The organism is Mitsuaria sp. 7, assembly GCF_001653795.1.
Lineage (GTDB): Bacteria > Pseudomonadota > Gammaproteobacteria > Burkholderiales > Burkholderiaceae_C > Roseateles.
Window position 1 is genome coordinate 3,998,687 of the sequence record NZ_CP011514.1, and the last position, 22,778, is coordinate 4,021,464.

The 22,778-nt window shown below is 69.0% G+C and carries 21 protein-coding genes; all 21 read left to right on the plus strand.

The features are described 5' to 3' along the window. The first annotated feature begins 129 nt into the window (after positions 1-129). The 21 genes from ABE85_RS17535 to ABE85_RS17635 all read left to right on the plus strand — a co-directional run bounded on the left by ABE85_RS17535 (position 130) and on the right by ABE85_RS17635 (position 22,763). Positions 130-2,166, plus strand: coding sequence for an SLBB domain-containing protein (locus ABE85_RS17535; RefSeq protein ID WP_197507044.1), 2,037 nt, complete (start codon positions 130-132; stop codon positions 2,164-2,166). 4 nt (positions 2,167-2,170) lie between these two features. Beyond that, positions 2,171-3,298, plus strand: coding sequence for a Wzz/FepE/Etk N-terminal domain-containing protein (locus tag ABE85_RS17540; RefSeq protein ID WP_082938707.1), 1,128 nt, complete (start codon positions 2,171-2,173; stop codon positions 3,296-3,298). Between the two features lie 137 nt (positions 3,299-3,435). Continuing rightward, on the plus strand, positions 3,436-3,846 hold the full coding sequence (locus ABE85_RS17545; RefSeq protein WP_067277435.1) for a MarR family EPS-associated transcriptional regulator: 411 nt from the start codon (positions 3,436-3,438) through the stop codon (positions 3,844-3,846). Between the two features lie 17 nt (positions 3,847-3,863). After that, positions 3,864-4,844, plus strand: a complete 981-nt coding sequence (locus tag ABE85_RS17550) for an NAD-dependent 4,6-dehydratase LegB (protein ID WP_067277438.1) — start codon at positions 3,864-3,866, stop codon at positions 4,842-4,844. Between the two features lie 11 nt (positions 4,845-4,855). After that, positions 4,856-6,004, plus strand: coding sequence for a LegC family aminotransferase (locus ABE85_RS17555; protein WP_067277442.1), 1,149 nt, complete (start codon positions 4,856-4,858; stop codon positions 6,002-6,004). A gap of 55 nt (positions 6,005-6,059) precedes the next feature. Further along, positions 6,060-6,857 carry a GNAT family N-acetyltransferase gene (locus ABE85_RS17560; protein ID WP_067277445.1) on the plus strand — a complete coding sequence of 266 codons (798 nt, stop codon included), beginning with the start codon at positions 6,060-6,062 and terminating at the stop codon, positions 6,855-6,857. Between the two features lie 8 nt (positions 6,858-6,865). Further along, positions 6,866-8,035, plus strand: coding sequence for a UDP-N-acetylglucosamine 2-epimerase (gene neuC / locus ABE85_RS17565; protein ID WP_067277450.1), 1,170 nt, complete (start codon positions 6,866-6,868; stop codon positions 8,033-8,035). After that, complete coding sequence (locus ABE85_RS17570) at positions 8,022-8,705, plus strand: PIG-L deacetylase family protein (protein WP_067277454.1); 684 nt, start codon at positions 8,022-8,024, stop codon at positions 8,703-8,705. The genes neuC and ABE85_RS17570 overlap by 14 nt, the downstream gene beginning before the upstream one ends. Next, positions 8,702-9,781, plus strand: coding sequence for an N-acetylneuraminate synthase (gene neuB / locus ABE85_RS17575; RefSeq protein ID WP_067277457.1), 1,080 nt, complete (start codon positions 8,702-8,704; stop codon positions 9,779-9,781). The genes ABE85_RS17570 and neuB overlap by 4 nt, the downstream gene beginning before the upstream one ends. Further along, positions 9,778-10,461 carry an acetyltransferase gene (locus ABE85_RS17580; protein WP_067277460.1) on the plus strand — a complete coding sequence of 228 codons (684 nt, stop codon included), beginning with the start codon at positions 9,778-9,780 and terminating at the stop codon, positions 10,459-10,461. Before neuB ends, ABE85_RS17580 begins: the two co-directional genes overlap by 4 nt. Next, on the plus strand, positions 10,458-11,600 hold the full coding sequence (locus tag ABE85_RS17585) for an acyltransferase (RefSeq protein WP_082938708.1): 1,143 nt from the start codon (positions 10,458-10,460) through the stop codon (positions 11,598-11,600). The genes ABE85_RS17580 and ABE85_RS17585 overlap by 4 nt, the downstream gene beginning before the upstream one ends. 31 nt (positions 11,601-11,631) lie before the next feature. Further along, entirely contained in the window at positions 11,632-12,687 is a 1,056-nt protein-coding gene (locus tag ABE85_RS17590) for a nucleotidyltransferase family protein (protein WP_067277462.1), read from the plus strand. Beyond that, positions 12,680-13,408, plus strand: coding sequence for a cytidylyltransferase domain-containing protein (locus ABE85_RS17595; protein ID WP_067277469.1), 729 nt, complete (start codon positions 12,680-12,682; stop codon positions 13,406-13,408). The genes ABE85_RS17590 and ABE85_RS17595 overlap by 8 nt, the downstream gene beginning before the upstream one ends. 50 nt (positions 13,409-13,458) lie before the next feature. Next, the gene (gene gmd, locus ABE85_RS17600) at positions 13,459-14,559 is read left to right on the plus strand and encodes a GDP-mannose 4,6-dehydratase (protein ID WP_067277471.1); all 1,101 of its coding nucleotides are present in this window, start codon (positions 13,459-13,461) and stop codon (positions 14,557-14,559) included. Positions 14,560-14,609: 50 nt separating this feature from the next. Continuing rightward, a complete protein-coding gene (locus ABE85_RS17605) occupies positions 14,610-15,902 on the plus strand; it encodes a lipopolysaccharide biosynthesis protein (protein ID WP_067277473.1) in 1,293 nt (430 codons plus the stop codon). Further along, positions 15,899-17,083: a polysialyltransferase family glycosyltransferase gene (locus ABE85_RS17610; protein ID WP_067277475.1), complete on the plus strand. Its 1,185-nt coding sequence runs from the start codon at positions 15,899-15,901 to the stop codon at positions 17,081-17,083. The genes ABE85_RS17605 and ABE85_RS17610 overlap by 4 nt, the downstream gene beginning before the upstream one ends. After that, positions 17,011-18,126, plus strand: coding sequence for an NAD(P)-dependent oxidoreductase (locus tag ABE85_RS17615; protein ID WP_082938709.1), 1,116 nt, complete (start codon positions 17,011-17,013; stop codon positions 18,124-18,126). The genes ABE85_RS17610 and ABE85_RS17615 overlap by 73 nt, the downstream gene beginning before the upstream one ends. Before the next feature lie 17 nt (positions 18,127-18,143). Beyond that, on the plus strand, positions 18,144-19,409 hold the full coding sequence (locus ABE85_RS17620) for a glycosyltransferase family 1 protein (RefSeq protein WP_082938710.1): 1,266 nt from the start codon (positions 18,144-18,146) through the stop codon (positions 19,407-19,409). Between the two features lie 10 nt (positions 19,410-19,419). Next, complete coding sequence (locus tag ABE85_RS17625; protein ID WP_067277479.1) at positions 19,420-20,280, plus strand: glycosyltransferase; 861 nt, start codon at positions 19,420-19,422, stop codon at positions 20,278-20,280. Continuing rightward, positions 20,258-21,601 carry an O-antigen ligase gene (locus tag ABE85_RS17630; RefSeq protein WP_067277481.1) on the plus strand — a complete coding sequence of 448 codons (1,344 nt, stop codon included), beginning with the start codon at positions 20,258-20,260 and terminating at the stop codon, positions 21,599-21,601. The genes ABE85_RS17625 and ABE85_RS17630 overlap by 23 nt, the downstream gene beginning before the upstream one ends. Before the next feature lie 13 nt (positions 21,602-21,614). Further along, complete coding sequence (locus ABE85_RS17635; protein ID WP_197507045.1) at positions 21,615-22,763, plus strand: glycosyltransferase family 4 protein; 1,149 nt, start codon at positions 21,615-21,617, stop codon at positions 22,761-22,763. Positions 22,764-22,778: the final 15 nt, after the last annotated feature.

Here is a 22,778-nt window from a genome sequence, read left to right on the forward strand (position 1 = left end):
ACGATGGGCTTCAGGCCCGAGGCGGTTTTGGCGCCACAGCGCTGCCATAGAATGCGCCGCTGGTCGCTCCGACGCCCTGGTCATCAGGCCCGCCGAGGGCGGCCTCGTTCATCTGAGACGAGATCACGCATGGAACTTCGCGCCCAACGCGCCCTTTCGCCGGTGTCCACGACTCGCGCGCGCCATTCCCTCCACAGGCCCGTGCTGGCGGCGCTCGTGGCCTGCCTGATGGGGACCTCCGCGTTCGCGCAGGTCATGACGAACGGGGGCCAGACCTCGTCGGACCAGGGCAACGATCTGTCCGGACCGGTCCGGCTGAATCCGGCGAATCGCAACGCGCAGGACACGAGCCAGCAGCAACAGCAGCAGGCGCCGCAGAGCCGCGCGCCGAAGTACGTGCCCGGCGAATTCGAGATCTACGTCAACAAGCTGCTGGGCATCGACCTGACCGATCCCATGACGCTGGACCAGTTGCGCCGGTCCGAATCCGGCCTCGCCGACACCTCCACCGTCGCGCAGTCGCAGATGGGCGGAGCCGGCCGGACCGCCAACGTCTCGACCGACAACATCGTCCGCCGGCTGGGCGCCGACCTGATGCTCGACGACCGTTCCTCCCGCGGTCAGCTCTCCGAGATCGACGGCCCGCGCCAGGCGCCGGCGGACTACCTGATCGGCATCGGCGACGAGATCCAGGTCACCGCCTGGGGCTCCATCGACGCCGACCTGCGCCTGACCGTGGACCGTGCCGGCCGCGTCACGATCCCGCGCGTCGGCCCCGTGCTGGTGGCGGGGGTGCGCTACGGCGACCTCAATGAAGTCATCCGGGCGCGTGTCGCACAGACGTTCAAGAACTTCCAGGTCAGCACCTCGCTGGGCAAGCTGCGCACGATCCGCATCTACGTCACCGGCTTCACCGCCAAGCCCGGCGCCTACACGGTGAGCAGCCTGGCCACGATCGTCAACGGCCTGATCCGCGCCGGCGGCCCCTCCGCGGCCGGCAGCTTCCGCCAGATCGAGCTGCGCCGCAACGGCCAGGTCGTCGCCAACTTCGACGCCTATGACCTGCTGCTCAAGGGCGACAAGGCCAGCGATCGTGCATTGCAGGCCGAGGATGTGATCCACATCGGCCCGATCGGCCCGCAGGTGGCCGTGCTCGGCAGCGTGAACCGGCCGTCGATCGTCGAGCTCAAGCCCGGCGAGACGGTGGACGATGTCCTCGCGATGTCCGGCGGTTTCAGCGCCGTGGCGGACCGCTCGCGCGTGTCGATCGAACAGTTGAGCGACCGCAACGACCGCCGCGTGCGCGAACTGCAACTGCCGGCACAGCTGAAGACGGCGGCCAGCAACGGCGACGTGGTCCGCGTGTTCAGCAGCGTCAACGCGGCGCTGCCGCTGGGCAAGCAGTACAAGCGCGTGACGGTGGAAGGCGAAGTCGCCCGCCCCGGCGAATACGTGCTGCCGCCGACGAGCACCTTGCAGGACGCGATCGCTGCGGCCGGCGGTCTGACGCCGCAGGCGTACGTCTTCGGCACCGACTTCTCGCGCGACAGCGTGCGCCAGTCGCAGCAGGAGAACTACGACCGCGCGCTGCGCGACCTGGAGACGGAGTTCACCAAGAACAGCAGCACGCAGCGCGCGACGACGGCCGATGAAGCGGCGGGCAATGCCCAACGCGCCGCCGGCACCGAACGCCTGGTGGCGCGCCTGCGCGCCGTGCGTCCCACCGGCCGCGTGGTGCTGCAGCTCGAACCCGACGCGCAACGCCTGCCCGTCCTGACCGTGGAGGACGGCGACCGGTTGATGGTGCCGGCCAAGCCGACGACGGTGGGCGTGTTCGGCAGCGTGTTCAACGCGGGCAGCTTCCTGCTGCAGAGCAGCGCGACCGTCGACGACGTGATGAAGCTCGCCGGCGGCCCGACCCGCGGCGCGGATGCGCGCGGCGCCTTCGTGATCCGCGCGAACGGCACGGTCGTGAGCGCACGCCAGCAGAACAGCGGCTGGTTCGGCGGCACCAGCCTCGCCGGCCTTCAAGCCTTGCCGGGCGACACGGTCTTCGTGCCTGAAGAGATGAACAAGTCGACGTTCATCCAGGACGCGAAGGACTGGACGCAGATCCTGGCCAACTTCGGCCTGGGCATCGCGGCGCTGCAGACGATCAAGAACTGACCCCATGACGCAGACGACCTTCCAGGGCACGACGCCGGGCGCGACCGCGCCCGCCGCGGACATCAACCTGATCGACCTGTCGCGCGAGCTCGTGCGCCACTGGCGCCGTCTGATCCTCGTGCCGATCGCGGCCGGGGCACTGGCGCTGGGCGCGACCTACCTGATGGCGCCTCAATTCACCGCCCGCACCACCTTCCTGCCGCCCCAGGGCGGCAGCGGCGGGCTGAGCGCGGCGCTGAGCTCGTCGCTCGGTTCGCTGGCCAGCCTTGCCGGCGGCGGCGGTGGCGGCGCCGCCAAGGGTTCCGGCGACATGTACGTGTCGCTGATGCAGAGCCAGACGGTCGCCGACAAGCTGCTCGACCGGTTCAAGCTGCAGGAGCTCTACAAGACGAACTTCCGCTTCGAGTCGCGCGACGTGCTCAAGTCCCGCTCGCGGATCTCCTTCAACAAGAAGGACGGCCTGATCACCGTCGAGGTGGACGACGGCGACCCGCAACGCGCGGCGAAGATGGCCAACCAGTACGTCGATGAGCTGCGCACGATGACGGCCTCGATGTCGCTGACCGAGGCGCAACGCAAGCGCGCCTTCTTCGAACAGCAGCTCGAACGCACCAAGCTGCGCCTGACCGAAGCCCAGACCGCGCTGCAGGCCACCGGCTTCAGCCAGGGCGCGTTGCGCGCCGAGCCCAAGGCCGCCGCCGAGGAGTACGCCCGCATCAAGGCCGAACTGACGGCGACCGAGGTCCGCCTGAACAGCATGCGCAGCGTGCTGGCCGACCGGTCGCCGGAGCTGGCGCCGCTGACGGCCGCCGCCGGCGCCCTGCGCGCGCAACTGCGGGCGCTGGAGCAGAAGACCGATGTCGCCCAAGGCCCGGACTACGTGAGCAAGTACCGCGAGTTCAAGTACCAGGAAGCGCTCTTCGACCAGATCGCCCGTCAGTTCGAGGCGGCACGGCTGGAGGAAAGCCTCGAGGACAACAGCATCCAGGTCGTGGACCAGGCGCTGGTGCCCGAATGGAAGAGCAAGCCCAAGCGCGCGTCGATCGCGGTGGCGGTCGCCCTGATCGTCGCCCTGCTGCTGGCCGTGCACGTCGCGGGCCGGCATCTGTGGAGATCTGCGACGCCTCGATGAAGGGGATCCCCGGGAAGAGTCCGGGGAGAGTCCGGGGAGAGCGGGGAGCCAGCCGATCTCTCCTGATCGACGGGCAGGCCGGAACCCGTTCAATCGCTGAACGGGCGTGCTAGACTACTCGTTCAACTTCTGAACGCATGTCCGCCCAACCCGCCCCCACGCCCGAAGCGGCGAGCGATCCCAGCACCGACGACGCACGCCTGATGGTGCTGCGCGCGCTGGAGCAGGATCCGCACATCTCGCAGCGCAGCCTGTCCAAGCAGCTCGGCATCAGCCTGGGCAAGACGCATTACCTGCTGCAGGCGCTGCTGAACAAGGGGCTGGTGAAGATGCGCAATTTCGAGCGCAGCGACCACAAGCTCGCGTACAGCTACCTGCTGACGCCGGTGGGCCTGTTGGAGAAGGCGCGCATGACCAAGGAATTCCTCCAGCGCAAGGAAGCGGAGTTCGAAACCCTGCGCCGCACGATCGATGCGCTGCATGACGAACTCCGGCGCAGCCCGCCGGCCGACGCCGGCGCGCCCCCCTCCCCGACCTCGAAGTCCTGATTGAAAGCAACACCACAATGAAGCGTGTCCTCGTGACCGGCGCCGACGGTTTCATCGGCTCCCACCTTGTCGAACTGCTGGTTCGGGAAGGCCTGGAGGTCAAGGCCCTGAGCCAGTACAACTCCTTCAACTACTGGGGCTGGCTGGACGACATCGACTGCGCCAAGGACGTGGAGATCGTCAGCGGCGACGTCCGCGACCCGCACTTCTGCCGCAAGGTCACGCAGGGCCAGGACGCGGTGTTCCACCTCGCGGCGCTGATCGCGATCCCCTACTCGTACGTGGCGCCGGACAGCTACGTCGACACCAACGTCAAGGGCACGCTCAACATCTGCCAGGCGGCGCTGGACAACGGCGTGCAGCGCGTGATCCACACCTCGACGAGCGAGGTCTACGGCACCGCGCGCTACGTGCCCATCGACGAGAAGCATCCGCTGCAGGCGCAGTCGCCATACAGCGCGTCCAAGATCGGCGCGGACGCGATGGCGATGAGCTACTTCAACGCGTTCAACCTGCCGCTGACGATCGCGCGCCCGTTCAACACCTACGGCCCGCGCCAGTCGGCGCGCGCGGTGATCCCGACGATCATCACGCAGATCGCCTCGGGCATGAAGCAGATCAAGCTCGGCGACACGACCCCCACGCGCGACTTCAACTACGTCGCCGACACCTGCCGCGGCTTCCTCGAACTGGCGCGCTGCGAGCAGGCGATCGGCGAGACCGTCAACATCGGCTCCAACTACGAGATCTCGGTCGGCGACACGCTGAACCTGATCAAGGAGCTGATGGGCAGCGACGTCGAGTTCATCACCGACGACCAGCGCATCCGCCCGGAGAAGTCCGAGGTCTTCCGCCTGTGGTGCGACAACGCGCGCATCCGCGGCCTGACCGGCTTCGAGCCGCGCCACGACATCCGCGACGGCCTGCGCCGCACCATCGAGTGGATGACGCAGCCGGCCAACCTGGCGAAGTACAAGGCCCACATCTACAACGTCTGAGGACCGCCGCGATGTTCGACCGCCTCGTCAGTTTCGTCCGCGAGCAATACGCCACCAACGAGTTCATCCCGCTGCACGCGCCCGTGTTCCGCGGTCGCGAGCGCGAGCTGCTGGTGGACACCATCGACTCGACCTTCGTCTCCAGCGTCGGCGCCTATGTCGACCGCTTCGAGAAGGACACGGCCGCCTTCACCGGCAGCCCGCGCGCGGTCGCGGTGATGAACGGCACGGCGGCGCTGCACATCGCGCTGGTGCTGGCGGGCGTCGAACGCGACGACCTGGTGGTGACGCAGTCGCTGACCTTCGTGGCGACCTGCAACGCGATCGCCTACTGCGGCGCGGAGCCGCTGTTCATCGACGTCGACCGCCACACGCTGGGCCTGTCGCCCGGCGCGCTGGACGCGTGGCTCGAGGAGCACGCGCTGATCGACGACGACGGCGTCTGCCGCACGCGCGACGGCGGGCGCCGCATCCGCGCCTGCCTGCCGATGCACACCTTCGGCCATCCGGTCGACCTGGACGCGCTGGTCGCGGTCTGCGACCGCTGGCATCTGGTGCTGGTCGAGGACGCGGCGGAATCGCTGGGCAGCTACTACAAGGGCCGGCACACCGGCAACTTCGGCCGCATCGGCGTGCTGAGCTTCAACGGCAACAAGATCATGACCACCGGCGGCGGCGGCATGGTGCTGGCGGACGAGACCATCGGCAAGCGCGCCAAGCACCTGACCACGACGGCCAAGATCCCGCACCCGTACGAGTTCTTCCACGACGAGGTCGGCTACAACTACCGCATGCCCAACCTGAACGCGGCGCTGGGCTGCGCGCAGCTGGAGCAGCTCCCGGCCTTCCTGGCGTCCAAGCGCGCGCTGGCCGAGCGCTACATCGCGTTCTTCGCCGGCACGGACCTGCAGCCCATCGTCGAGCCGGAACACTGCCGCTCGAACTACTGGCTCAACGGCGTCGTCTGCGAGGGCCCCGCGCAGCGCGAGGCGCTGCTCAAGGCGACGAACGACGCCGGCGTGATGACGCGTCCGATCTGGGCGCTGATGAACCGCCTGCCCCTGTACGCGAAGTCCCCGCGGGGTCCGCTGGACAACGCGGAATGGCTGGAGGCGCGGGTGGTGAACCTGCCCAGCAGCGTGACGCCGGAAGCGGCATGACGCCGCACGCACGCCCCGTTCCCGGGCCGACCCACTCCTCTACCTTCCTTTGCGCATGAACATCACCAGCGTCACCAGCAAAGCCGATCTCCTGCAGCATCGGGAATCGATCGAACGGCTCTTCTTCGCGAGTTTCGGCCAACGGTCGCTGGGCGAGATTTGGGACTGGGCCTATCAGCGCAACCCGAATGGCGAACCCATCGTCACGCTCTGCTACGAGGACGAGGCGCTGGTGGGCCATTACGCGATCGTGCCCATGCCGCTGTCCAACGGCGAGGTGCGCAAGAACAGCTACATCTCGATGACCACAATGGTGGCCGAATCCCACCGCAAGTTCGGTCTCTTCACCCAGCTGGCGGAGCAGAACTACGCGGTGGCCGCGGACCTCGGTGTGGACTTCGTGTTCGGATTCCCGAACGCCCAATCGACACCGGGCTTCCGCAAGCGTCTGAATTGGCAGCTTCCAGAATCGGACTACGTCGCCACCGTCGACAAGGCGGCGCTGCTGGCGCTGGCCGGGACCGGCCAGTTGGACAAGGCAGGCCGGCTCGGCCTCGACCTCACCCAGCCCGCGCTGCGCGAGTGGCGGCTGTCCCGCCCCGGCGCGAGCTACACCTTCGAGAACGGCCTGGCCTACAAGCGCCACGGCGATGCGCTGGACCTGCTCTGGTGGGAACATCCGGATCAGTTCGTCCACCTGCCGGAAGATGCCGGGATCAACCTGCTGGTCGACGCCAGCACCGGCCTCGAGCCGAACCGCCAGTTCGACTACCAGTTCGGCGGCATCGGCCTGCGCAGCGCCTTCGACCCGGCCGCCATCCATCGCGAGATGGCCCTCTCCGACCTGTTCTGAGCGGAACGATGAAGCGCATCCTCGGCCTCACCTCCATCCGGTCGGATTACGACCTGATGAGCGGTGTCTATCGGGCGCTGCATGACGACCCCGAGGTCGATCTGCGGCTGCTGGTGTCGGGCGCCCACCTGTCCCCCCAGTTCGGCCGCACGGTCGACCTGATCGTCGCCGACGGATTCACGCTGCTGGGCGACGTGGAAAGCCTCATCAGCGGCGACAGCAAGTCCTCGCGCCTGAAGACCGCCGCGAACCTGCTCAACGGCGCGATCGACCTGATCCGGGCCTACGCGCCCGACCTGATGATCTTCGCGGGCGACCGCGAGGACGTGCTGGTGGCGGCCACCATCGGCGCCTTCCTGGACATCCCGACGGTGCATTTCTTCGGCGGCGATCATGCGTCCGACGGCCACGTCGACAATCCGGTCCGCCACGCGACCTCGAAGCTGTCCACGGCGCATTTCGTCAGCATCGATGAGCATCGCCAACGCTTGCTGAACCTCGGTGAGAGCGACCGCCGGATCTCGGTCATCGGCAGCGTCGCGCTCGACAAGTTCGCATCGGAACCGTTGCTGGACAAGGACGCCGTCCTGCAGGGGATGTCGGCCGGGTCGCACGCGTCGGACCATCCGCTGGCGGTGCTGATCTTCCACCCGGTGGACCAGGAGCGCGCCACGGCGCCGTCCTTCGTCCGCGACGCGGTCCACGCCATGATCGAGCGCGGTTATCACGTCATGGTGGGAGCGCCCAATCCGGACCCCGGCAACAACGACCTCGTGGCGGCGCTGCGCGAGCTGGGCCGGCTGGATCAGGTCACCTATTACGGCAACACCTCGCGCGCGAATTTCGTCAATCTCATGCGCCACGCGTCGCTGATGATCGGCAACTCCTCGGCCGGCCTGCTCGAGGCCGCGAGCGTTCGACTGCCCGTCATCAACATCGGCGAACGCCAGCGCGGTCGCACCTGCGGCGCCAACGTGCTGTTCTGCGACGGCGACCGCGACGCGATCTCATCGGCGCTGGACACGGTGCGCGGCGACGCCTTCACCGCCGGCCTGCCGGGTCTCGTCAATCCGTACGGCGATGGCCGAAGCGCCGTGAAGGCGGCCGAGCTGCTCAAGTCGACCGACTTCCGCGCCCTGATCAAGAAGACCGAGGACCCGCTTCATGCACGCCAGTGATCCCCAGACCGTATTGGTCGTCGCGCCGCATCCGGATGATGAAACCCTGGGCTGCGGCGGCACCGTGCTGCGGCATGTCCAACGCGGCGATCGCGTGCATTGGGTGATCGTCACGGCGGTCAAGACCTCGCACGGTTTCAGTGAAGAGCGGGTGCGCTCGCGCGATGCCGAGATCGACGCGGTGGCACGGGCCTACGGTTTCGCCGGCGTTCATCGCCTCGACTTTCCCACGATGACGCTGGACACGGTGCCCAAGGGCGACCTCGTCGGTGCGCTGGGCCGCGTCGTGAAGGAGACCTCCGCGCAGATTCTCTACGTGCCTTATCGCAACGACGCCCATACCGACCATGCGGCGGTGTTCGACGCCGCGGCGGCCTGCGCCAAGACCTTCCGCTATCCGTCGGTGAGGTCGGTGCGCGCCTATGAAACCCTGTCGGAGACCGAATTCGGCATCCGTCCGGATGATCCGGGCTTCCGCCCCAACCTCTTCATCGACATCGCGGACCAGTTGGACAAGAAGCTCGAGATCATGGGCATCTTCGCCAGCGAGCTGGGACCGTTCCCGTTCCCGCGCAGCGAGGTCGCGCTGCGCGCGCTGGCGCAACTGCGCGGCAGCCAGAGCGGCGTCATGGCGGCCGAGGCCTTCATGCTGCTGAAGGAAATCCAATGAGCGACAGATCCGTCTACGTCATCGCGGAAGCGGGCGTGAACCACAACGGCAGCCTGGCCCTGGCCCGGCAACTGGTGAGCGCCGCCGCAGCGGCCGGCGCGGACGCCGTCAAGTTCCAGACCTTCGACGCGAAGAAGCTGGCCCGCGCCAGCGCGCCCAAGGCGGATTACCAGCGCCAGACGACGGACCAGGCCGAGAGCCAGCTCGACATGCTGAGCAAACTGGAACTCCCGCGCGAGTGGCACGCCGAGCTGAAGGCGCACGCGAAGGCCGAAGGCATCGAATTCCTGTCCACCGCCTTCGACATCGACAGCCTGGACTTCCTCGCCGGTCTGGACATGCCCTTCTTCAAGGTGCCCTCCGGCGAACTGACCAACGGTCCGCTGCTCTGGCGCTTCGCACGGCTGCGCAAGCCGCTCGTCGTGTCGACCGGCATGGCCACGCTGTCGGAGGTCGAGCAGGCGCTGGCCGTGATCGCGCATGCCTTCAACGCGGAGAGCGAGCCCGCCGACCTCGACGAGGTCTGGGAAGGCTGGACCCGCCCCGAATGGCGACGTTCCCTCCAGGGCCGCGTGACGGTGCTGCACTGCACCTCCCAATACCCGACCCCGATGGGCGAGGTGAACCTGCTGGCCATGGACACGCTGGCCCAGGCCTTCGGCCTCCCCGTCGGCTATTCGGACCACACCGAGGGCATCCTGATCCCCGTGGCTGCGGTGGCGCGCGGTGCCGTGCTGGTGGAGAAGCACTTCACCCTCGATCGCTCGATGCCCGGGCCGGATCACCGCGCCTCGCTCGAACCTGGCGAACTGACCCAGATGGTGCGCGACATCCGCGCCCTGGCCGTCGCACTCGGCGAGGGGGCCAAGAGTCCGCAGCCCAGCGAATGGAAGACGCGCAAGGCCGCGCGGCAGCAGGTCGTGCTGGCGCGAGCGGTGGAACGCGGCCAGGTGCTGACGCGCGCCGATCTGGCGACGGCCCGCAGCGGCGCCGGTCTGCCGGCGGCCACGCTGTGGCAACTGGTCGGCCAGCCGGCCAATCGCGACTACGCGCAAGGCGACCTCTACCAGCCATGACGCGCGCCAAGGACCTTCCGCTGGTGTTGATCGGTGCGGGCGGCCACGCCAAGGTCGTGCTGTCGCTCGCGCGCGCGCTGGGTCGCGACGTCATCGGCGTCTGCGATCCCGCGCTGGCGCGCGACGGCGCGACCGCGTGGCGTGGCGTTCCGGTGCTCGGCGACGACGAGGCGCTGTCCGCCCTCGACATCGACCGCGTCGGCCTGCTCAACGGCATCGGACAGGTGTCGCACAACAAGGTGCGCCGGACCCTCCACGAGCGATGGACGTCCAAGGGTTTCCGCTTCGTGGCGCTGGCTCATCCCGGCGCCGTGATCGATCCGACGGCGACGCTGGGAGATGGCGCGCAGGTCATGGCCGGGGCGATCGTGCAGGCCGATGCCACGATCGGCGCAAGCACCATCGTCAACACGGGTGTCCGTGTCGATCATGACTGCCGCATCGGCGACCACGTCCACCTTGCGCCCGGTGCCGTGCTGTGCGGGGGCGTCGAGGTCGGGGCCGGCAGTTTCCTCGGTGCCGCGTGCGTCGTGCTGCAGCAGGTGGCGATCGGCGAAGGCGCGATCGTCAGCGCCGGCGCGGTGCTGGCGCGGCCGCTGGCGGCCGGTTCGCTGCATGCGCCGCATCGTCGGCGTCCGGCCCGCGCGCCCGATCCGTCCATGCCAGGAGACGCGGCATGAGTTCGATCGTCACCGACGCCGTCGTGACCCCGTCGAGCGCGGGCACGCCCCTGTCGCCGGGCCGGCTCGCGGCCCCGGCGCGTTTCGAGTCGCTGGACTGGCTGCGCGGCCTGCTGGCGCTCTCGATCATGCTGTACCACCTGAACCTCTGGGAGCTGGTGCAGCCGGACGCCTCGACGGCGCTGGGCCGGCTCGGCGTCTACGGCGTGTCGATGTTCTTCGTGCTCAGCGGTCTCAGCATCGCGATCGCCTACCACCGCTTCCTCCAGGGGCCGGGCAGCACGCCACGGTTCCTGGTCCGCCGGATCTTCCGGATCTGGCCGCTGTTCTGGATCGCCGTCCTGTCGGTGACCGCCATGAACGTCGCCAGCCGCGAGCCGGTCAGCCTCAAGCTCATCGCGCTCAATCTCACGACCCTGTTCGGCTTCATCAGTCCGTCGTCCTACATGACCACGGGCGCCTGGTCGATCGGCAACGAGATGGTCTATTACGCGCTGACGCCGCTGCTGCTGCTCGCCTACCGGCGTTCGCGCGCATGGGGCAACGGCGTGGTGCTGGCTTGCGCGGGCGTGGCGCTGGTGTTCTCGCAGGCGCTGCTGGATCCCGCGGTCCCGCTGTCCCGCCAGTGGGCGACCTACATCAATCCGTTCAACAACCTGTTCCTCTACGCCGCCGGGATCGCCTTGTATTTCAACGCCGGACAGGCCCGACGCCTCGTCACCAGCGCGCTGCTGCTGATCGCGGGCGTGGCCGTCTTCACCGTGTACCCGGTGAGCGGCGACACCGTGAACATCGTCACCGGCCTGAACCGGTGGGTGTTCAGCGCGGCGAGCATCGGCATCGTCCTCGCGGTGTACGGCACCTCGTTGCGGCTGCCGGCCTGGGTCGGCACACCGCTCGTGCACCTGGGTCTCGCGACCTATGGCGTCTATCTGCTGCATCCGGTGATCTGGCGAGCGCTGCATCTGCTGGCGCCGGATCTCGTGGCCTCGTGGGCCGGCTGGGGCATGCTGGCGGCGGTCTCCGCGCTGACGATCGTCGTCTCGCTGCTCATTTATCACCGCATCGAACATCCGATGGTCCTGCTCGGCAAGCGGCTCACCCCCGCCCGACCGTCGTCCGAACCGCCCCGGCCGTGAACCGGCCGTCGAACTTCAAGCTGTTGTCGTCATGAGCACCTGGTCCTCCGTTCTCATCGCCCCTGAGGTCTCCCTGCAGGACGCCATCGCCGCACTCGACCGCGGCGGGCTGCAGATCGCCGTCGTCGTCGATGAGCAGCGCCGCATCCTGGGCACCGTCACCGACGGCGACGTGCGTCGCGCGCTGATCCGCCAGGTCGGCCTGGACGCGCCGATCGCCGAGGTGATGGCGCGCCAGCCGCGCACCGCCCCGGCCGGCTCGACCAAGGAGCGCGTGCTGCAGCTGATGGAGCGCCACCAGGTCTCGCAGATCCCGCTGGTGGACGCCGAAGGCCGCGTCGTAGGCATCGAGACCCTGCACGGCCTGCTGCACGGCAAGCGCCGCGACAACGCGGTGTTCCTGATGGCTGGCGGCTTCGGCACCCGGCTGCAGCCGCTCACCGACAACTGCCCCAAGCCGCTGCTCAACGTGGGCGACAAGCCCATCCTCGAGATCATCATCGAGAACTTCGTGCGCGCCGGGTTCCACCGCTTCTTCATCTCGACGCATTACCTGCCCGAGATGATCCGCGACCACATCGGCGACGGCAGCCGCTGGGACATCGAGGTCCAGTACGTGCACGAGGACGAACCGCTGGGCACCGGCGGCGCGCTGGGGCTGCTGCCGCGCGACGCGATCCGCGAGCCGATGTTCATGATGAACGGCGACCTGCTGACCAACCTCGACTTCAACAAGCTGCTCGACTTCCACGAGAGCCACGACGGCATCGCCACGATGTGCGTGCGCGAGCACGAGCACCGCGTGCCCTACGGCGTGATCGAGGGCGACGGCCAGCGCATCATCTCGATGGTCGAGAAGCCGGCCTACCGCTACTTCATCAACGCCGGCATCTACGTGCTGTCGCCCGCGGTGCTCGACGACGTCGCGCGCGGCCAGCGCATCGACATGCCGACGCTGCTGCAGCAGCAGATGGCCCAGGGCCAGCCGGTCAACATGTTCCCCGTCCACGAGTACTGGCTGGACATCGGCCGCATGGAAGACTTCCAGCGCGCCCAGTACGACGTCGCGGGGCTGTTCCATGGCTGATCCCGTGGTCGGCACGCCGCGCCTGCTCGCGCTCGTCCCCGCCCGCGGGGGCAGCAAGCGGCTGCCGCGCAAGAACGTGCTGCCGCTCGGCGGCCGGCCGCTGATCCGCTGGTCCATCGACGCGGCGCGCGACAGCGGCGTCTGCGTCGACGTGCTGGTCAGCACCGACGACGAGGAGATCGCGCAGACGGCCCGCGCCGCCGGCGCGATGGTCCCCTGGCTGCGCCCGGCCGAGCTGGCCACCGACACCGCCGGCAGCGCCGGCGTCATCGCGCACGCGCTGGCCTGGTACGAGCAGACGCACGGCGCCGTCGACGCGGTGCTGCTGCTGCAGCCGACCAGCCCCTTCCGGAGCGCCGCGGCGATCCGCGGCGCGGTCAACGCCTACGCGGACCAGCCCGGTCCGACGCGCCATCCGGTCGTCAGCGTCAGCCCCGCCGCGTCGCACCCCGCCTGGACCTTCGCCTGGCAGGACGGCGAGCTGCGTCCCAGCCTCGGCTGGGAGCCGCTGGCGCTGCGCTCGCAAGACCTGACCCCGGCCTACGCGCTCAACGGCGCGCTCTACGTGATCCCGGCCGAGGACGCCCGCACCGCCCGCCCCATCGTGCGGCCCGGCGTCCTGCCTTTCGTGATGACCGACGCTCGCGAGAGCCTGGACATCGACACCGCCGACGACTGGGCGCTGGCTTCGCACTGGGCCAACGCGCCCGGCGCCCGCTGAACCCGCCCGTCCCTCGTCCCCTTCCCACGCCTTTCATCGAACGCGCAGCCATGAACCAAAAAGTCGCTCTCATCACCGGCATCACCGGCCAGGACGGTGCCTACCTCGCGGAATTCCTGCTGGACAAGGGCTACGTCGTCCACGGCGTGCGCCGCCGCGCCTCGCTGTTCAACACCGACCGCATCGACCACCTGTACCAGGACCCGCACCTGCCCGACACGCGGCTGTTCCTGCACTACGGCGACATGACGGACTCGTCCAGCCTGGTGCGCATCATCCAGCAGGTCCAGCCCGACGAGATCTACAACCTGGCGGCGCAGTCCCATGTGCACGTGAGCTTCGAGGAGCCCGAGTACACCGCCAATTCGGACGCCATCGGCCCGCTGCGCATCCTGGAGGCGATCCGCCTGCTGGGCCTGCAGAAGAAGACCCGCTTCTACCAGGCCAGCACGTCCGAGATGTACGGCCAGGTGCAGGAGATCCCGCAGAAGGAGACCACGCCCTTCTACCCGCGCAGCCCGTACGGCGTGGCCAAGCTCTACGGCTACTGGATCACGGTGAACTACCGCGAGTCCTACGGCATGTTCGCGTGCAACGGCATCCTCTTCAACCACGAGTCCCCGCTGCGCGGCGAGACCTTCGTGACGCGCAAGATCACGCGCGCGCTGGCCCGCATCAAGCTGGGCCTGCAGAACTGCCTGTACCTGGGCAACATGGACTCGCTGCGCGACTGGGGCCATGCGAAGGACTACGTCGAGGCGCAGTGGCTGATGCTCCAGCAGGACACGCCCGAGGACTACGTCATCGCCACCGGCGTGCAGTACAGCGTGCGCGACTTCGTGAACGCCGCCGCCAAAGAGCTGGAGATGCCGCTGCGCTGGGAAGGCAGCGGCGTCGACGAGAAGGCCTGGCTGGTCGACGCGGACGGCGCCGAGCGTGTCGTCGTCGCGGTGGATCCGCGCTACTTCCGTCCGGCCGAGGTCGAGACGCTGCTGGGCGACCCCAGCAAGGCGAAGAAGCAGCTCGGCTGGGCGCCGAAGATCAGCTTCGAGGAACTGGTTCGCGAGATGACGCGCGAGGACCTGATCAGCGCGCAACGCGACGAGCTGGTCAAGGGCCACGGCTACAAGGCGCTGAACGCGCACGAGTGACCGGCCCGGCATGACACGACACGACTACGCCTGAACCTGGGACCCCGGACATGTCTGACAAGGACACGGCGCGCCTGCAGATGCGCTCGGTCATCGCGTTCTTCAGCGGCAACCTGGGCGCGACCGTGCTCACGCTGCTGGCCACGCTGATGGTCACGCGCTGGACGCCGCCGCACCAGCTCGGCCTGTGGAACCTGATGACGGTGTTCATCAGCTACGCGTCGGCGCTGCAGCTCGGCGTGTTCAACGCGATGAACCGCCAGATCCCGTTCCTGCGCGGCAGCGGCGACACTGTCAAGGCGGAGCTGGCCGGGCAGGTCGGACTGGCCTGGTGCCTGGGCCTGACCGGCCTGACGCTGATGCTGGGACTGGTCGGCATCGCGTACTTCGCCGTGGCCGGGACGCGGGATCAGATGCTCACGGCCACGGCGTTCGTGGTGGTCCTGGCGTCGTCCTGGTCGCTGCAGTTCCTGACCGTGGGCTACAGCACGGCCGGCGCCTTCGGACCGCTGGCGCGCAGGACCACGCTGATCGCCATCGCCGGGCTGCCGCTGGCCCTGCTCGCGCAGCTGCTGGGCTACGCCGGTCTGCTGCTGCGCGCGGCGCTGGTCGCGGTGATCAGCAGCTCGGCGCTGCACTATCAGCGCCCGCTGAAAGTCCGTCCGAAGTGGGACGGCGCGATGTTCCGGCAGCTCGTGCGCATCGGCCTGCCCATCTGGCTGCTGGGGCAGCTCGGCGCGCTGTTCATGACGCTGGACCGGCTCGTGCTGGCCGACTCGCCGCAGCTGCTGGGCTATTACGCCATCGCCGCCCAGTTCGCCGCGCTGGCCGTGATGGTGCCGACGGCCTTCAACTCCGTGCTCTATCCGCAGATGTCGCGCAGCTACGGGGAACACCGGTCGGCGATGGCGCTGTGGCGCCAGGCCTTGCGGGCGAGCCTCGGGATGTTCGCCGCCGGCATGGCCTTCGCGGGGATCTGCTGGCTGACCATCCCGACCTTCGTCACGATGCTGCTGCCCGCCTACGCCCCCGCCATCGAGGCCGCCCGCTGGACGGCGTTGGCTGCCGCCGCGATGACCTTCTCCGCCTTCGGCAACGTGCTGAACGTGCTCGGCCGGCAGGACGTGTACCTGGTGAGCAGCGCCGTGGGCGGCGCCACCTTCTTCGCGACCTGGAAGGGCCTGTCGGCGACCGCGGACGTGTCGCCGCTCGTCGCCGCCGCGCAGTCGATGCTGCTGGCCACCTTCGTCACTTCCGTGTGCGCCATGCTCCTGTGCCGCCTGCTGTGCGCGCGGCTCGACCGGCGGCCCCCCACCCCCTTGACCCCCGTCGGATCCGCATGAAGAAGCGCCTGCTGACCGTCCAGGGCCCGCTGCAGTATCTGGCGGGACTCATCGCCTATACCCACGGCATTCCGGAGGGCGAACGCTGGGACGATTCCGAGAACGTCCTGCTGCTCTACGACTTCCTCGCCTCCCCGGAGATCGAGGACGACATGGCCGCCGCCGTGCGTCAGCTGAGCGACGGACGCGCCTGGTCGCGCGTCGTGGTCATCCGGCAGGCGGACATGGACGCGCTGGCGCGCGGCCGCCATTCCCGCAATGTCCGCTATCTCCGCGAGCGCCTGGGCAGCGACCACTTCGACGAGATCTACCTTGCCCGGGATCAGATCGGCCTGGGCAGCCCGATCCTGCTGGACGCCTACAGCGGCGCCTGCAAGCGCGCCTACGGGGACTCGCTCGGGCTGGTCGGCCAACGCGCCGACAGCAGCGTCTTCCGCGACCCGGCGCGCTCGCCCTGGATCGCCCGCGCCCGCGCGCTGGCCAAGCGGCTGCTGCTGGGAGCGCCCCGCAGGATCGCCTTCGACGAGGCGGTGCTGACCTTGCCGATGGACCTGTCCGGCCGGTTCTTCCAACGCGTGCCCCTGGTGGTGCCGCCGCGCGAGCATGTCGTCGCCTGCGTCGAGGATCTGGCCGCCAGCCTGCAGCCCCTGGACGCCTACTGCGCGCAGCTGTGCGGACAAGGCACGCCGCTGGGCGACCGCCTGTACCTGCTGAGCAATCTGGCGGCATCGGGCCTGTCGACGCCGGCGCAGGAGATCGACTTCTACGTCGAGGTGATCGCCACGAGTTCCCCGCCCGGCTCGACGGCCTATGTCAAGCCGCACCCGCGCAGCACCTACGAGTCCCTGAAGGCGATCGAGCGCCGGCTCCGCGACCATTGCCGGCTGGTCGTCATCGACGACGAGCGCTTCGCCCGCATGCCCATCGAACTGTGGCTCCGCCTGATCCGGCACTGCGTCGTGGTGCCGATGTTCTCGACGAGCGCCATCAATCTGAAGTACCTCTACGACAAGGCGGTGGACATGCCGCTCGACGAGCAGCGTCTGCAGCGCTACGTCAAGCCCGAGCGGATCGGCTACATGCGCGACAGCGACCGTCTGATCCGCGAGTGCATCGACAACCTGGACCGCTGGGACCGGCGCTCCGCCCTCTGGTCGGCGCCGGCGCCGGCCTCGACCTGACCCCTGCCCGGACCCATGCCTTCGTCTTCGCCCTCGTCTTCGTCATGCTGAACGACCCTTCCCCCTCCGCACCCGCGCGTTGCGTCCTGATCACGGGCGGCCTGGGCTTTCTCGGGCAAGCCGTCGCCCGATGCTTCCGGGCGGCCGGCTACCGGGTCGTGGGGATCGGCCATGGCGCGGCGGATGCCGCCGAGGTCACGGCATCCGGATACCACCGCTGGATGTCCGGCAGCGTGACGACGGACGCCCTGGCCCGGCTCGCGCAACTCGGCGAGCGGCCCGACGTCGTCGTCCACTGCGCCAGCAACGGCTCGGTGCCGTACTCGCTGGAACAGCCGCTGGACGCTTACGAGCGCACCGTCGGCAGCACGATGGTGCTGCTGGAGCATCTGCGCCGGCACGCGCCGACGGCCGTGGTGCTCTACCCGTCGAGCGCGGCGGTCTACGGCGCGACGCCCGACCGCCCGCTGCACGAGACGGACGCGCCGAACCCCGTGTCGCCCTACGGCTTCCACAAGCAGATGGTGGAGACGCTGCTCGCGGCGCATGCCGCCTGCTTCAGTCAACCGGCGGTGGCGGTGCGCTTCTTCTCGATCTACGGACCCGGCCTGCGCAAGCAGTTGCTGTGGGACGCCTCCGCCCGGCTGCTGTCGGGCGAATCGCCGCAGACCTTCTTCGGCACGGGCGACGAGACGCGGGACTGGATCCATGTCGAGGACGCCGCGGCGCTGATGCTGCACCTGGCCGAGCGCGCCGCCGAACGCGCCACGATGGCGCCGGCCGCCGACGTCCGGCTCGAGATCGTCAACGGCGCCAGCGGCGAGCGGGTGACCGTGCGCGACGTGCTGGGGCGGCTCGCCCGCGCGCTGGGCAGCACCACGGAGATCCGCTTCAACGGCACCGTGCGCGCCGGCGATCCGCGCTTCTATCACGCCGCCACCACGCGGATGCACGCCACCGGCTGGCGGCCGACGATCGCGCTGGCCGACGGCCTCGCGGCCTACGCCGGCTGGGTCCGAACGGCACGCAGCACCACCGCCTGAGCACCGCACCAGCCCCCATGACCGTCACTCCACCGTCTTCGACGCCCGTGTCCGCCTCCTCCGAAAAACCGCTCCACGTCGGCTTCTGGTTCGACTTCGGGCTGGCCTATGCGGGCGGCCTGAACTACTTCCGCAACCTGCTCCATGCCGTGCACGCCGCGCGGCCCGAGCAGGTCCGCGTCACGCTGTTCATCGGCAAGGATCTCCCGGCCAAGCTGCTGGCGGAGTTCCAGGGCGTCGCCGAGGTCGTCCAGCTGGACATCCTCACCCGCGGCACCGTGCCCTGGTTCTTCCACCGGCTGGCCTACCGCGGGCTGCGCTCGCAGGTCTTCGTCGAACGCGAGCTGCGTCGCCACGGCGTGGACGTCGTGTCGCATCCGTCGATGGTCGAACGCCTGAGCCCGCGCTTCCGGCTGATCTCCTGGATCCCGGACTTCCAGTACCTGCACCTGCCGCACCTCTTCCCGGGGCTGGACGTCGAACGCCGCAGCGCCGACCTGCGCGCGCTGCACCGTCACAGCGACGCGGTGGTCGTCAGCAGCCAGGACGCGCACAAGGACTTCGCCCAGGTGATGGGCGAGCCCCGGCCGGCCCGCACCCACGTGCTGCCTTTCGTCTCGCAGTTGCACCTCGGCGCCACCAGTCCCGAGGCGACGCGTGCACTGCTGGACAAGCACGGACTGCCGGAGCGTTTCTTCTTCCTGCCCAACCAGTTCTGGGCCCACAAGAACCACCGCGCCGCGTTCGAGGCGGTCGCCCAGCTCAAGCGCGAAGGCCTGGACGTCACGCTGGTGTGCACCGGCTGGATCAAGGACCCGAACGGCAACACGCTGGCCGACGACGCGCTGCGCGTGCGCGAGGACCAAGGCCTGCAACAGCACGTCCGGCTGCTGGGCAGCATCGACTACGCCGACGTGCAGGGCCTGATGCGCGCCAGCGTCGCGGTGGTCAATCCGTCCTTCTTCGAGGGCTGGAGCAGCAGCGTCGAGGAGTCCAAGTCCATGGGCAAGCCGCTGATCGCCTCGGACCTCGCCGTGCACCGCGAACAGGCCCATCCGCAGGCCGTCTATTTCGACCCGAAAGACCCGTCCGCGCTGGCCGCGCTGCTGCGCCAAGCCTGGGCGGCACTGCCTGGCGGCGTCGACGATGCCGCCGAGGCAACCGCTAGAATCGCGCTCCACCGCCGGACCGTCGAGTTCGGCCAGCGATACCTGCAAATCCTGAGGGCCGTGGTCGAGGCACCGCGCCCCTCCCGCACCGCCCCCCGCACCACCTCCCGCTGACCGTTCCCCCATGTCTTCCGACCTTGGCTTCGTCGTCCTCAACTACGTCAACCACGACGAGACGGTGCGCTGCGTCGACAGCATCCTCGCCCTGCCCGGCGAGGCGCCGGTCGTCGTGGTGGACAACGCCTCGCCGAACGGCGCGTTCGACGTGCTGGCGCGCCATTTCGCCGGTCATCCGCGCGTGACGGTGCTGCAGTCGGGGCGCAACGGGGGCTACTCGTCCGGCAACAACGTGGGCATCCGCGCGCTGCGCGAGCGGGGCATCCTCAACGTCGTCATCGCCACCAGCGACACCCGGGTCGAGTCGCCAGACCTGATCGAACGTTGCCTGGCCGCGCGCGACGCCGGCATTGCGGTCGTCGGCCCCTACGTGCGCGGCGACGAACCGGGCTCGGACAACCCCATGCTGCCGCGCCTGACGCTGCAATACATCGCCGCCATCCACCTCGGCAAGCTGTGGACGGCGCTGAAGGGGATCGCCCTGCGGACCGTGGTCAAGCCGCGCCCCACGCGCATGCCGGACGCCGCCGATGCCCTCCCGGTCGACGACAACGGCGGGACAGGCGGACTGACCGACGTCTACATGGTCCACGGCTGCTTCCTGTTCCTGTCGGAACACTACCTGCGGGCCTTCGGCGAACTCGACGAAGACATCTTCATGTACGGCGAAGAGGACCTGATCGCCTTCAACTGCGTCCGCCGCCGCCTGCGCGTGGTCTACGACCCGCGCATGGTGATCTACCACGGCGATGCCAAGAGCACGAGCCCGGGCGAGTTCCGCCTGCGCGCGGTCGCGGCGTCGATGGCCACGCTGCGACGCAAGATGCGCGTCGGGACGCTGATCCATGCCTACCTCCGTTCTCACTGAGCTGCCGCAGCCGGCGCAGACGCCGGCCCATCGGCTCAAGCGCCTGCTGCTGCTGGCCGCCTGCGGTTCGCTGGGCTTCTACCCGCTGCTGGAACAGTTCATCGCGCCGGTGCTGGTGCTGTCGTTCGCGCTGGCGGCGCTGGTGGCCGGCGCGGGCCTGGTGCATCGCCGGCTGCGCTTGCCGTCCACCTTCGTGTCCGGCATCTGGGCGGCGCTGCTGATCGTCTACGTCGGCTGGTCCTGCGTGGCCGTCGTGCACGGCAACGTCAGTCAGTACATCGTCACGGATTCCGCCGGCTTCCTGCTCTACATCGGCGTGCTGCCGGTGCTCTACCTGCTGATCCTGCAGAACGACCTGCAACGCTCGTTCTTCCGGCTCATCGACCAGCTGTCGATCGCGATCGCGCTGCTCAGCGTCACGCTGGCGGTGGGTTTCTTCGTGCTCTTCGGCGCGGTCGAGACGGACTCCCTGCTGCTCGTGAACGCCTTCCTGAAGGGCCTCGGCCTGTCGTGGAAGGTCGACAGCAATTCGGGCGCGCTGGGTCTGTACACCAACATCGCCCACCTGATGATGCTGGGCCTGGCGCTGTCGCTGTACCGCTTTTCGCAGACGCAGCGCCGGCGCGAGCTGCTGCTGTCGCTGCTGTACGTGGTCGCGCTCCTGCTCGACGGCCGCCGCGCGCTGGTGATCGCCACCGCGCTGCAGCTGCTCATCGTCGCGCCACGGCTGCTGAAGGTCCTCCCGCCGCGGCCGCGTCTGCGGCTGGTGCTGGGCTCGCTGCTGATCCTCGTCCTGACGGTAGGCGCCAACCTGGACTGGATCCAGGAGCGGTTCGAGTTCTCCGACAACGACATCTCGTCCGCGGAACGGTATGCCCAGATCCCGGCGCTGCTGGACAAGATCGCCGAGAACCCGGTGCTCGGCGGCGGCTTCGGCACGGTCGCCGCCTACATCCGCAGCGACGAACGTCCGTTCAGCTACGAGGTCGACTTCCTGGCGACGCTGATGAAGCTGGGGCTGGTCGGCGGAGCGCTGTACTTCGGCAGCTACCTGTTCGGCGTGATGCAGGCGCGCCGCATCCGCGACCCGCTCGGCCTGTTCCTGATGTCGGCGGGTTTCCCGTTCTTCTTCTACATGGGCACGAACGGCAACCAGGCGATGTCCACCGACAGCGCGGTGTTCCACATCTACCTGTTCCTGCTCATCGCCATCGCCGTCGAGCAGCGACGCGCGCCGTCCTCCCTGCCCGCGCCCACGACCGATCCCGTCGCGCCCACCTTGCCCGATGCTGCGCGACAGCCACCGCTCGCGCCGACCTGAGCCGCCCGCCTTCATGCAGACCGTCCTGATCTTCGTCCCCAACTACTTCCCCGGCTACATGTCGGGTGGCATCGCGCGCACCGTGCTCAACACGGTCGAATGGCTGGGCGACGAGTTCTCGTTCCTGATCGTCACCCGCGACCGGGACCTCGGCTCGGACGTCCCCTATGCCGACGTCCCGCGCGGCGAGTGGGTCACGATGGGCCGCTCGCGCGTGCGCTACCTCGCGCCCGAGGAGCTCGGCCTGTCCGCGCTGGCGGATCTGGTCAACGGCACGCCGCACGACATCCTGCACCTCAACAGCTTCTTCGACCCGGTCTTCACCATCAAGCTGCTGCTGCTGATGCGACTGGGCCGGATCCGTCCGGCACGCGTCGTGATGTCGCCGCGGGGCGAGTTCGTCGAAGGCCCCTTGCGCATCAAGTATCCGAAGAAGAAGCTCTACATCGAGCTCTCGCGCCTGGCCGGCTTCTACGGCGGCGGCATGCGGTGGCACGCCTCCAGCCCGCACGAGGCGCAAGGCATCGTGGACGCGATGCGGCTGCCCGCGGACCGCGTGCGCTCGGCCATCGACCTGCCGATCCGCGACGCCGCCGCGCTTGCGCCTCAGGCGCCGCCGCAGGAGCGGTTGCGCGTCGTGTTCCTGTCGCGGCTGACGCGCGAGAAGAACCTCGACGGCGCGCTGCGCATCCTGCAGCACGTCCGCCGTCCGATGGACTTCGACATCATCGGCCCGCAGGAGGACCCGGCGTACTGGGCGGAATGCGCGGCGCTGCTCAAGCAACTGCCCGCGAACGTCCAGGCCCGTTACCTCGGCCCGGTCGCGCCGGAGGAAGTCTTCCAGCGCCTGGCCGGCTACGACGTGTTCCTGTTCCCGTCCCACGGCGAGAACTACGGTCATGTCATCGCTGAATCGATCGCCGTCGGCACCCGCGTGCTGATCAGCCAGAACACGCCCTGGCGCGGACTCGCGGCCGACGGCGTGGGCTGGGACCTCGACCTCGCCGACACCGGCGCGTTCGCGACCGTGCTGGACGAGCTCGCCGACCAGTCGCCCGACGTCCGCGCGGCGGTGCGGCCGGCGGTCCGGCAGGCCGCCGCCGATCGCCTGTCCGACCCCGTCGCGCTCGAACACAACCGCCACCTCTACTCGACCATCTGAATCTCTCCAGGGACT

What these genes read in the sequence shown, in the direction of transcription:
- ABE85_RS17535 (WP_197507044.1), top strand. Translation starts at nt 130, where the DNA reads ATGGAACTTCGCGCCCAACGCGCCCTTTCGCCGGTGTCCACGACTCGC.
- ABE85_RS17540 (WP_082938707.1), top strand. Translation starts at nt 2,171, where the DNA reads ATGACGCAGACGACCTTCCAGGGCACGACGCCGGGCGCGACCGCGCCC.
- ABE85_RS17545 (WP_067277435.1), top strand. Translation starts at nt 3,436, where the DNA reads ATGTCCGCCCAACCCGCCCCCACGCCCGAAGCGGCGAGCGATCCCAGC.
- ABE85_RS17550 (WP_067277438.1), top strand. Translation starts at nt 3,864, where the DNA reads ATGAAGCGTGTCCTCGTGACCGGCGCCGACGGTTTCATCGGCTCCCAC.
- ABE85_RS17555 (WP_067277442.1), top strand. Translation starts at nt 4,856, where the DNA reads ATGTTCGACCGCCTCGTCAGTTTCGTCCGCGAGCAATACGCCACCAAC.
- ABE85_RS17560 (WP_067277445.1), top strand. Translation starts at nt 6,060, where the DNA reads ATGAACATCACCAGCGTCACCAGCAAAGCCGATCTCCTGCAGCATCGG.
- neuC (WP_067277450.1), top strand. Translation starts at nt 6,866, where the DNA reads ATGAAGCGCATCCTCGGCCTCACCTCCATCCGGTCGGATTACGACCTG.
- ABE85_RS17570 (WP_067277454.1), top strand. Translation starts at nt 8,022, where the DNA reads ATGCACGCCAGTGATCCCCAGACCGTATTGGTCGTCGCGCCGCATCCG.
- neuB (WP_067277457.1), top strand. Translation starts at nt 8,702, where the DNA reads ATGAGCGACAGATCCGTCTACGTCATCGCGGAAGCGGGCGTGAACCAC.
- ABE85_RS17580 (WP_067277460.1), top strand. Translation starts at nt 9,778, where the DNA reads ATGACGCGCGCCAAGGACCTTCCGCTGGTGTTGATCGGTGCGGGCGGC.
- ABE85_RS17585 (WP_082938708.1), top strand. Translation starts at nt 10,458, where the DNA reads ATGAGTTCGATCGTCACCGACGCCGTCGTGACCCCGTCGAGCGCGGGC.
- ABE85_RS17590 (WP_067277462.1), top strand. Translation starts at nt 11,632, where the DNA reads ATGAGCACCTGGTCCTCCGTTCTCATCGCCCCTGAGGTCTCCCTGCAG.
- ABE85_RS17595 (WP_067277469.1), top strand. Translation starts at nt 12,680, where the DNA reads ATGGCTGATCCCGTGGTCGGCACGCCGCGCCTGCTCGCGCTCGTCCCC.
- gmd (WP_067277471.1), top strand. Translation starts at nt 13,459, where the DNA reads ATGAACCAAAAAGTCGCTCTCATCACCGGCATCACCGGCCAGGACGGT.
- ABE85_RS17605 (WP_067277473.1), top strand. Translation starts at nt 14,610, where the DNA reads ATGTCTGACAAGGACACGGCGCGCCTGCAGATGCGCTCGGTCATCGCG.
- ABE85_RS17610 (WP_067277475.1), top strand. Translation starts at nt 15,899, where the DNA reads ATGAAGAAGCGCCTGCTGACCGTCCAGGGCCCGCTGCAGTATCTGGCG.
- ABE85_RS17620 (WP_082938710.1), top strand. Translation starts at nt 18,144, where the DNA reads ATGACCGTCACTCCACCGTCTTCGACGCCCGTGTCCGCCTCCTCCGAA.
- ABE85_RS17625 (WP_067277479.1), top strand. Translation starts at nt 19,420, where the DNA reads ATGTCTTCCGACCTTGGCTTCGTCGTCCTCAACTACGTCAACCACGAC.
- ABE85_RS17630 (WP_067277481.1), top strand. Translation starts at nt 20,258, where the DNA reads ATGCCTACCTCCGTTCTCACTGAGCTGCCGCAGCCGGCGCAGACGCCG.
- ABE85_RS17635 (WP_197507045.1), top strand. Translation starts at nt 21,615, where the DNA reads ATGCAGACCGTCCTGATCTTCGTCCCCAACTACTTCCCCGGCTACATG.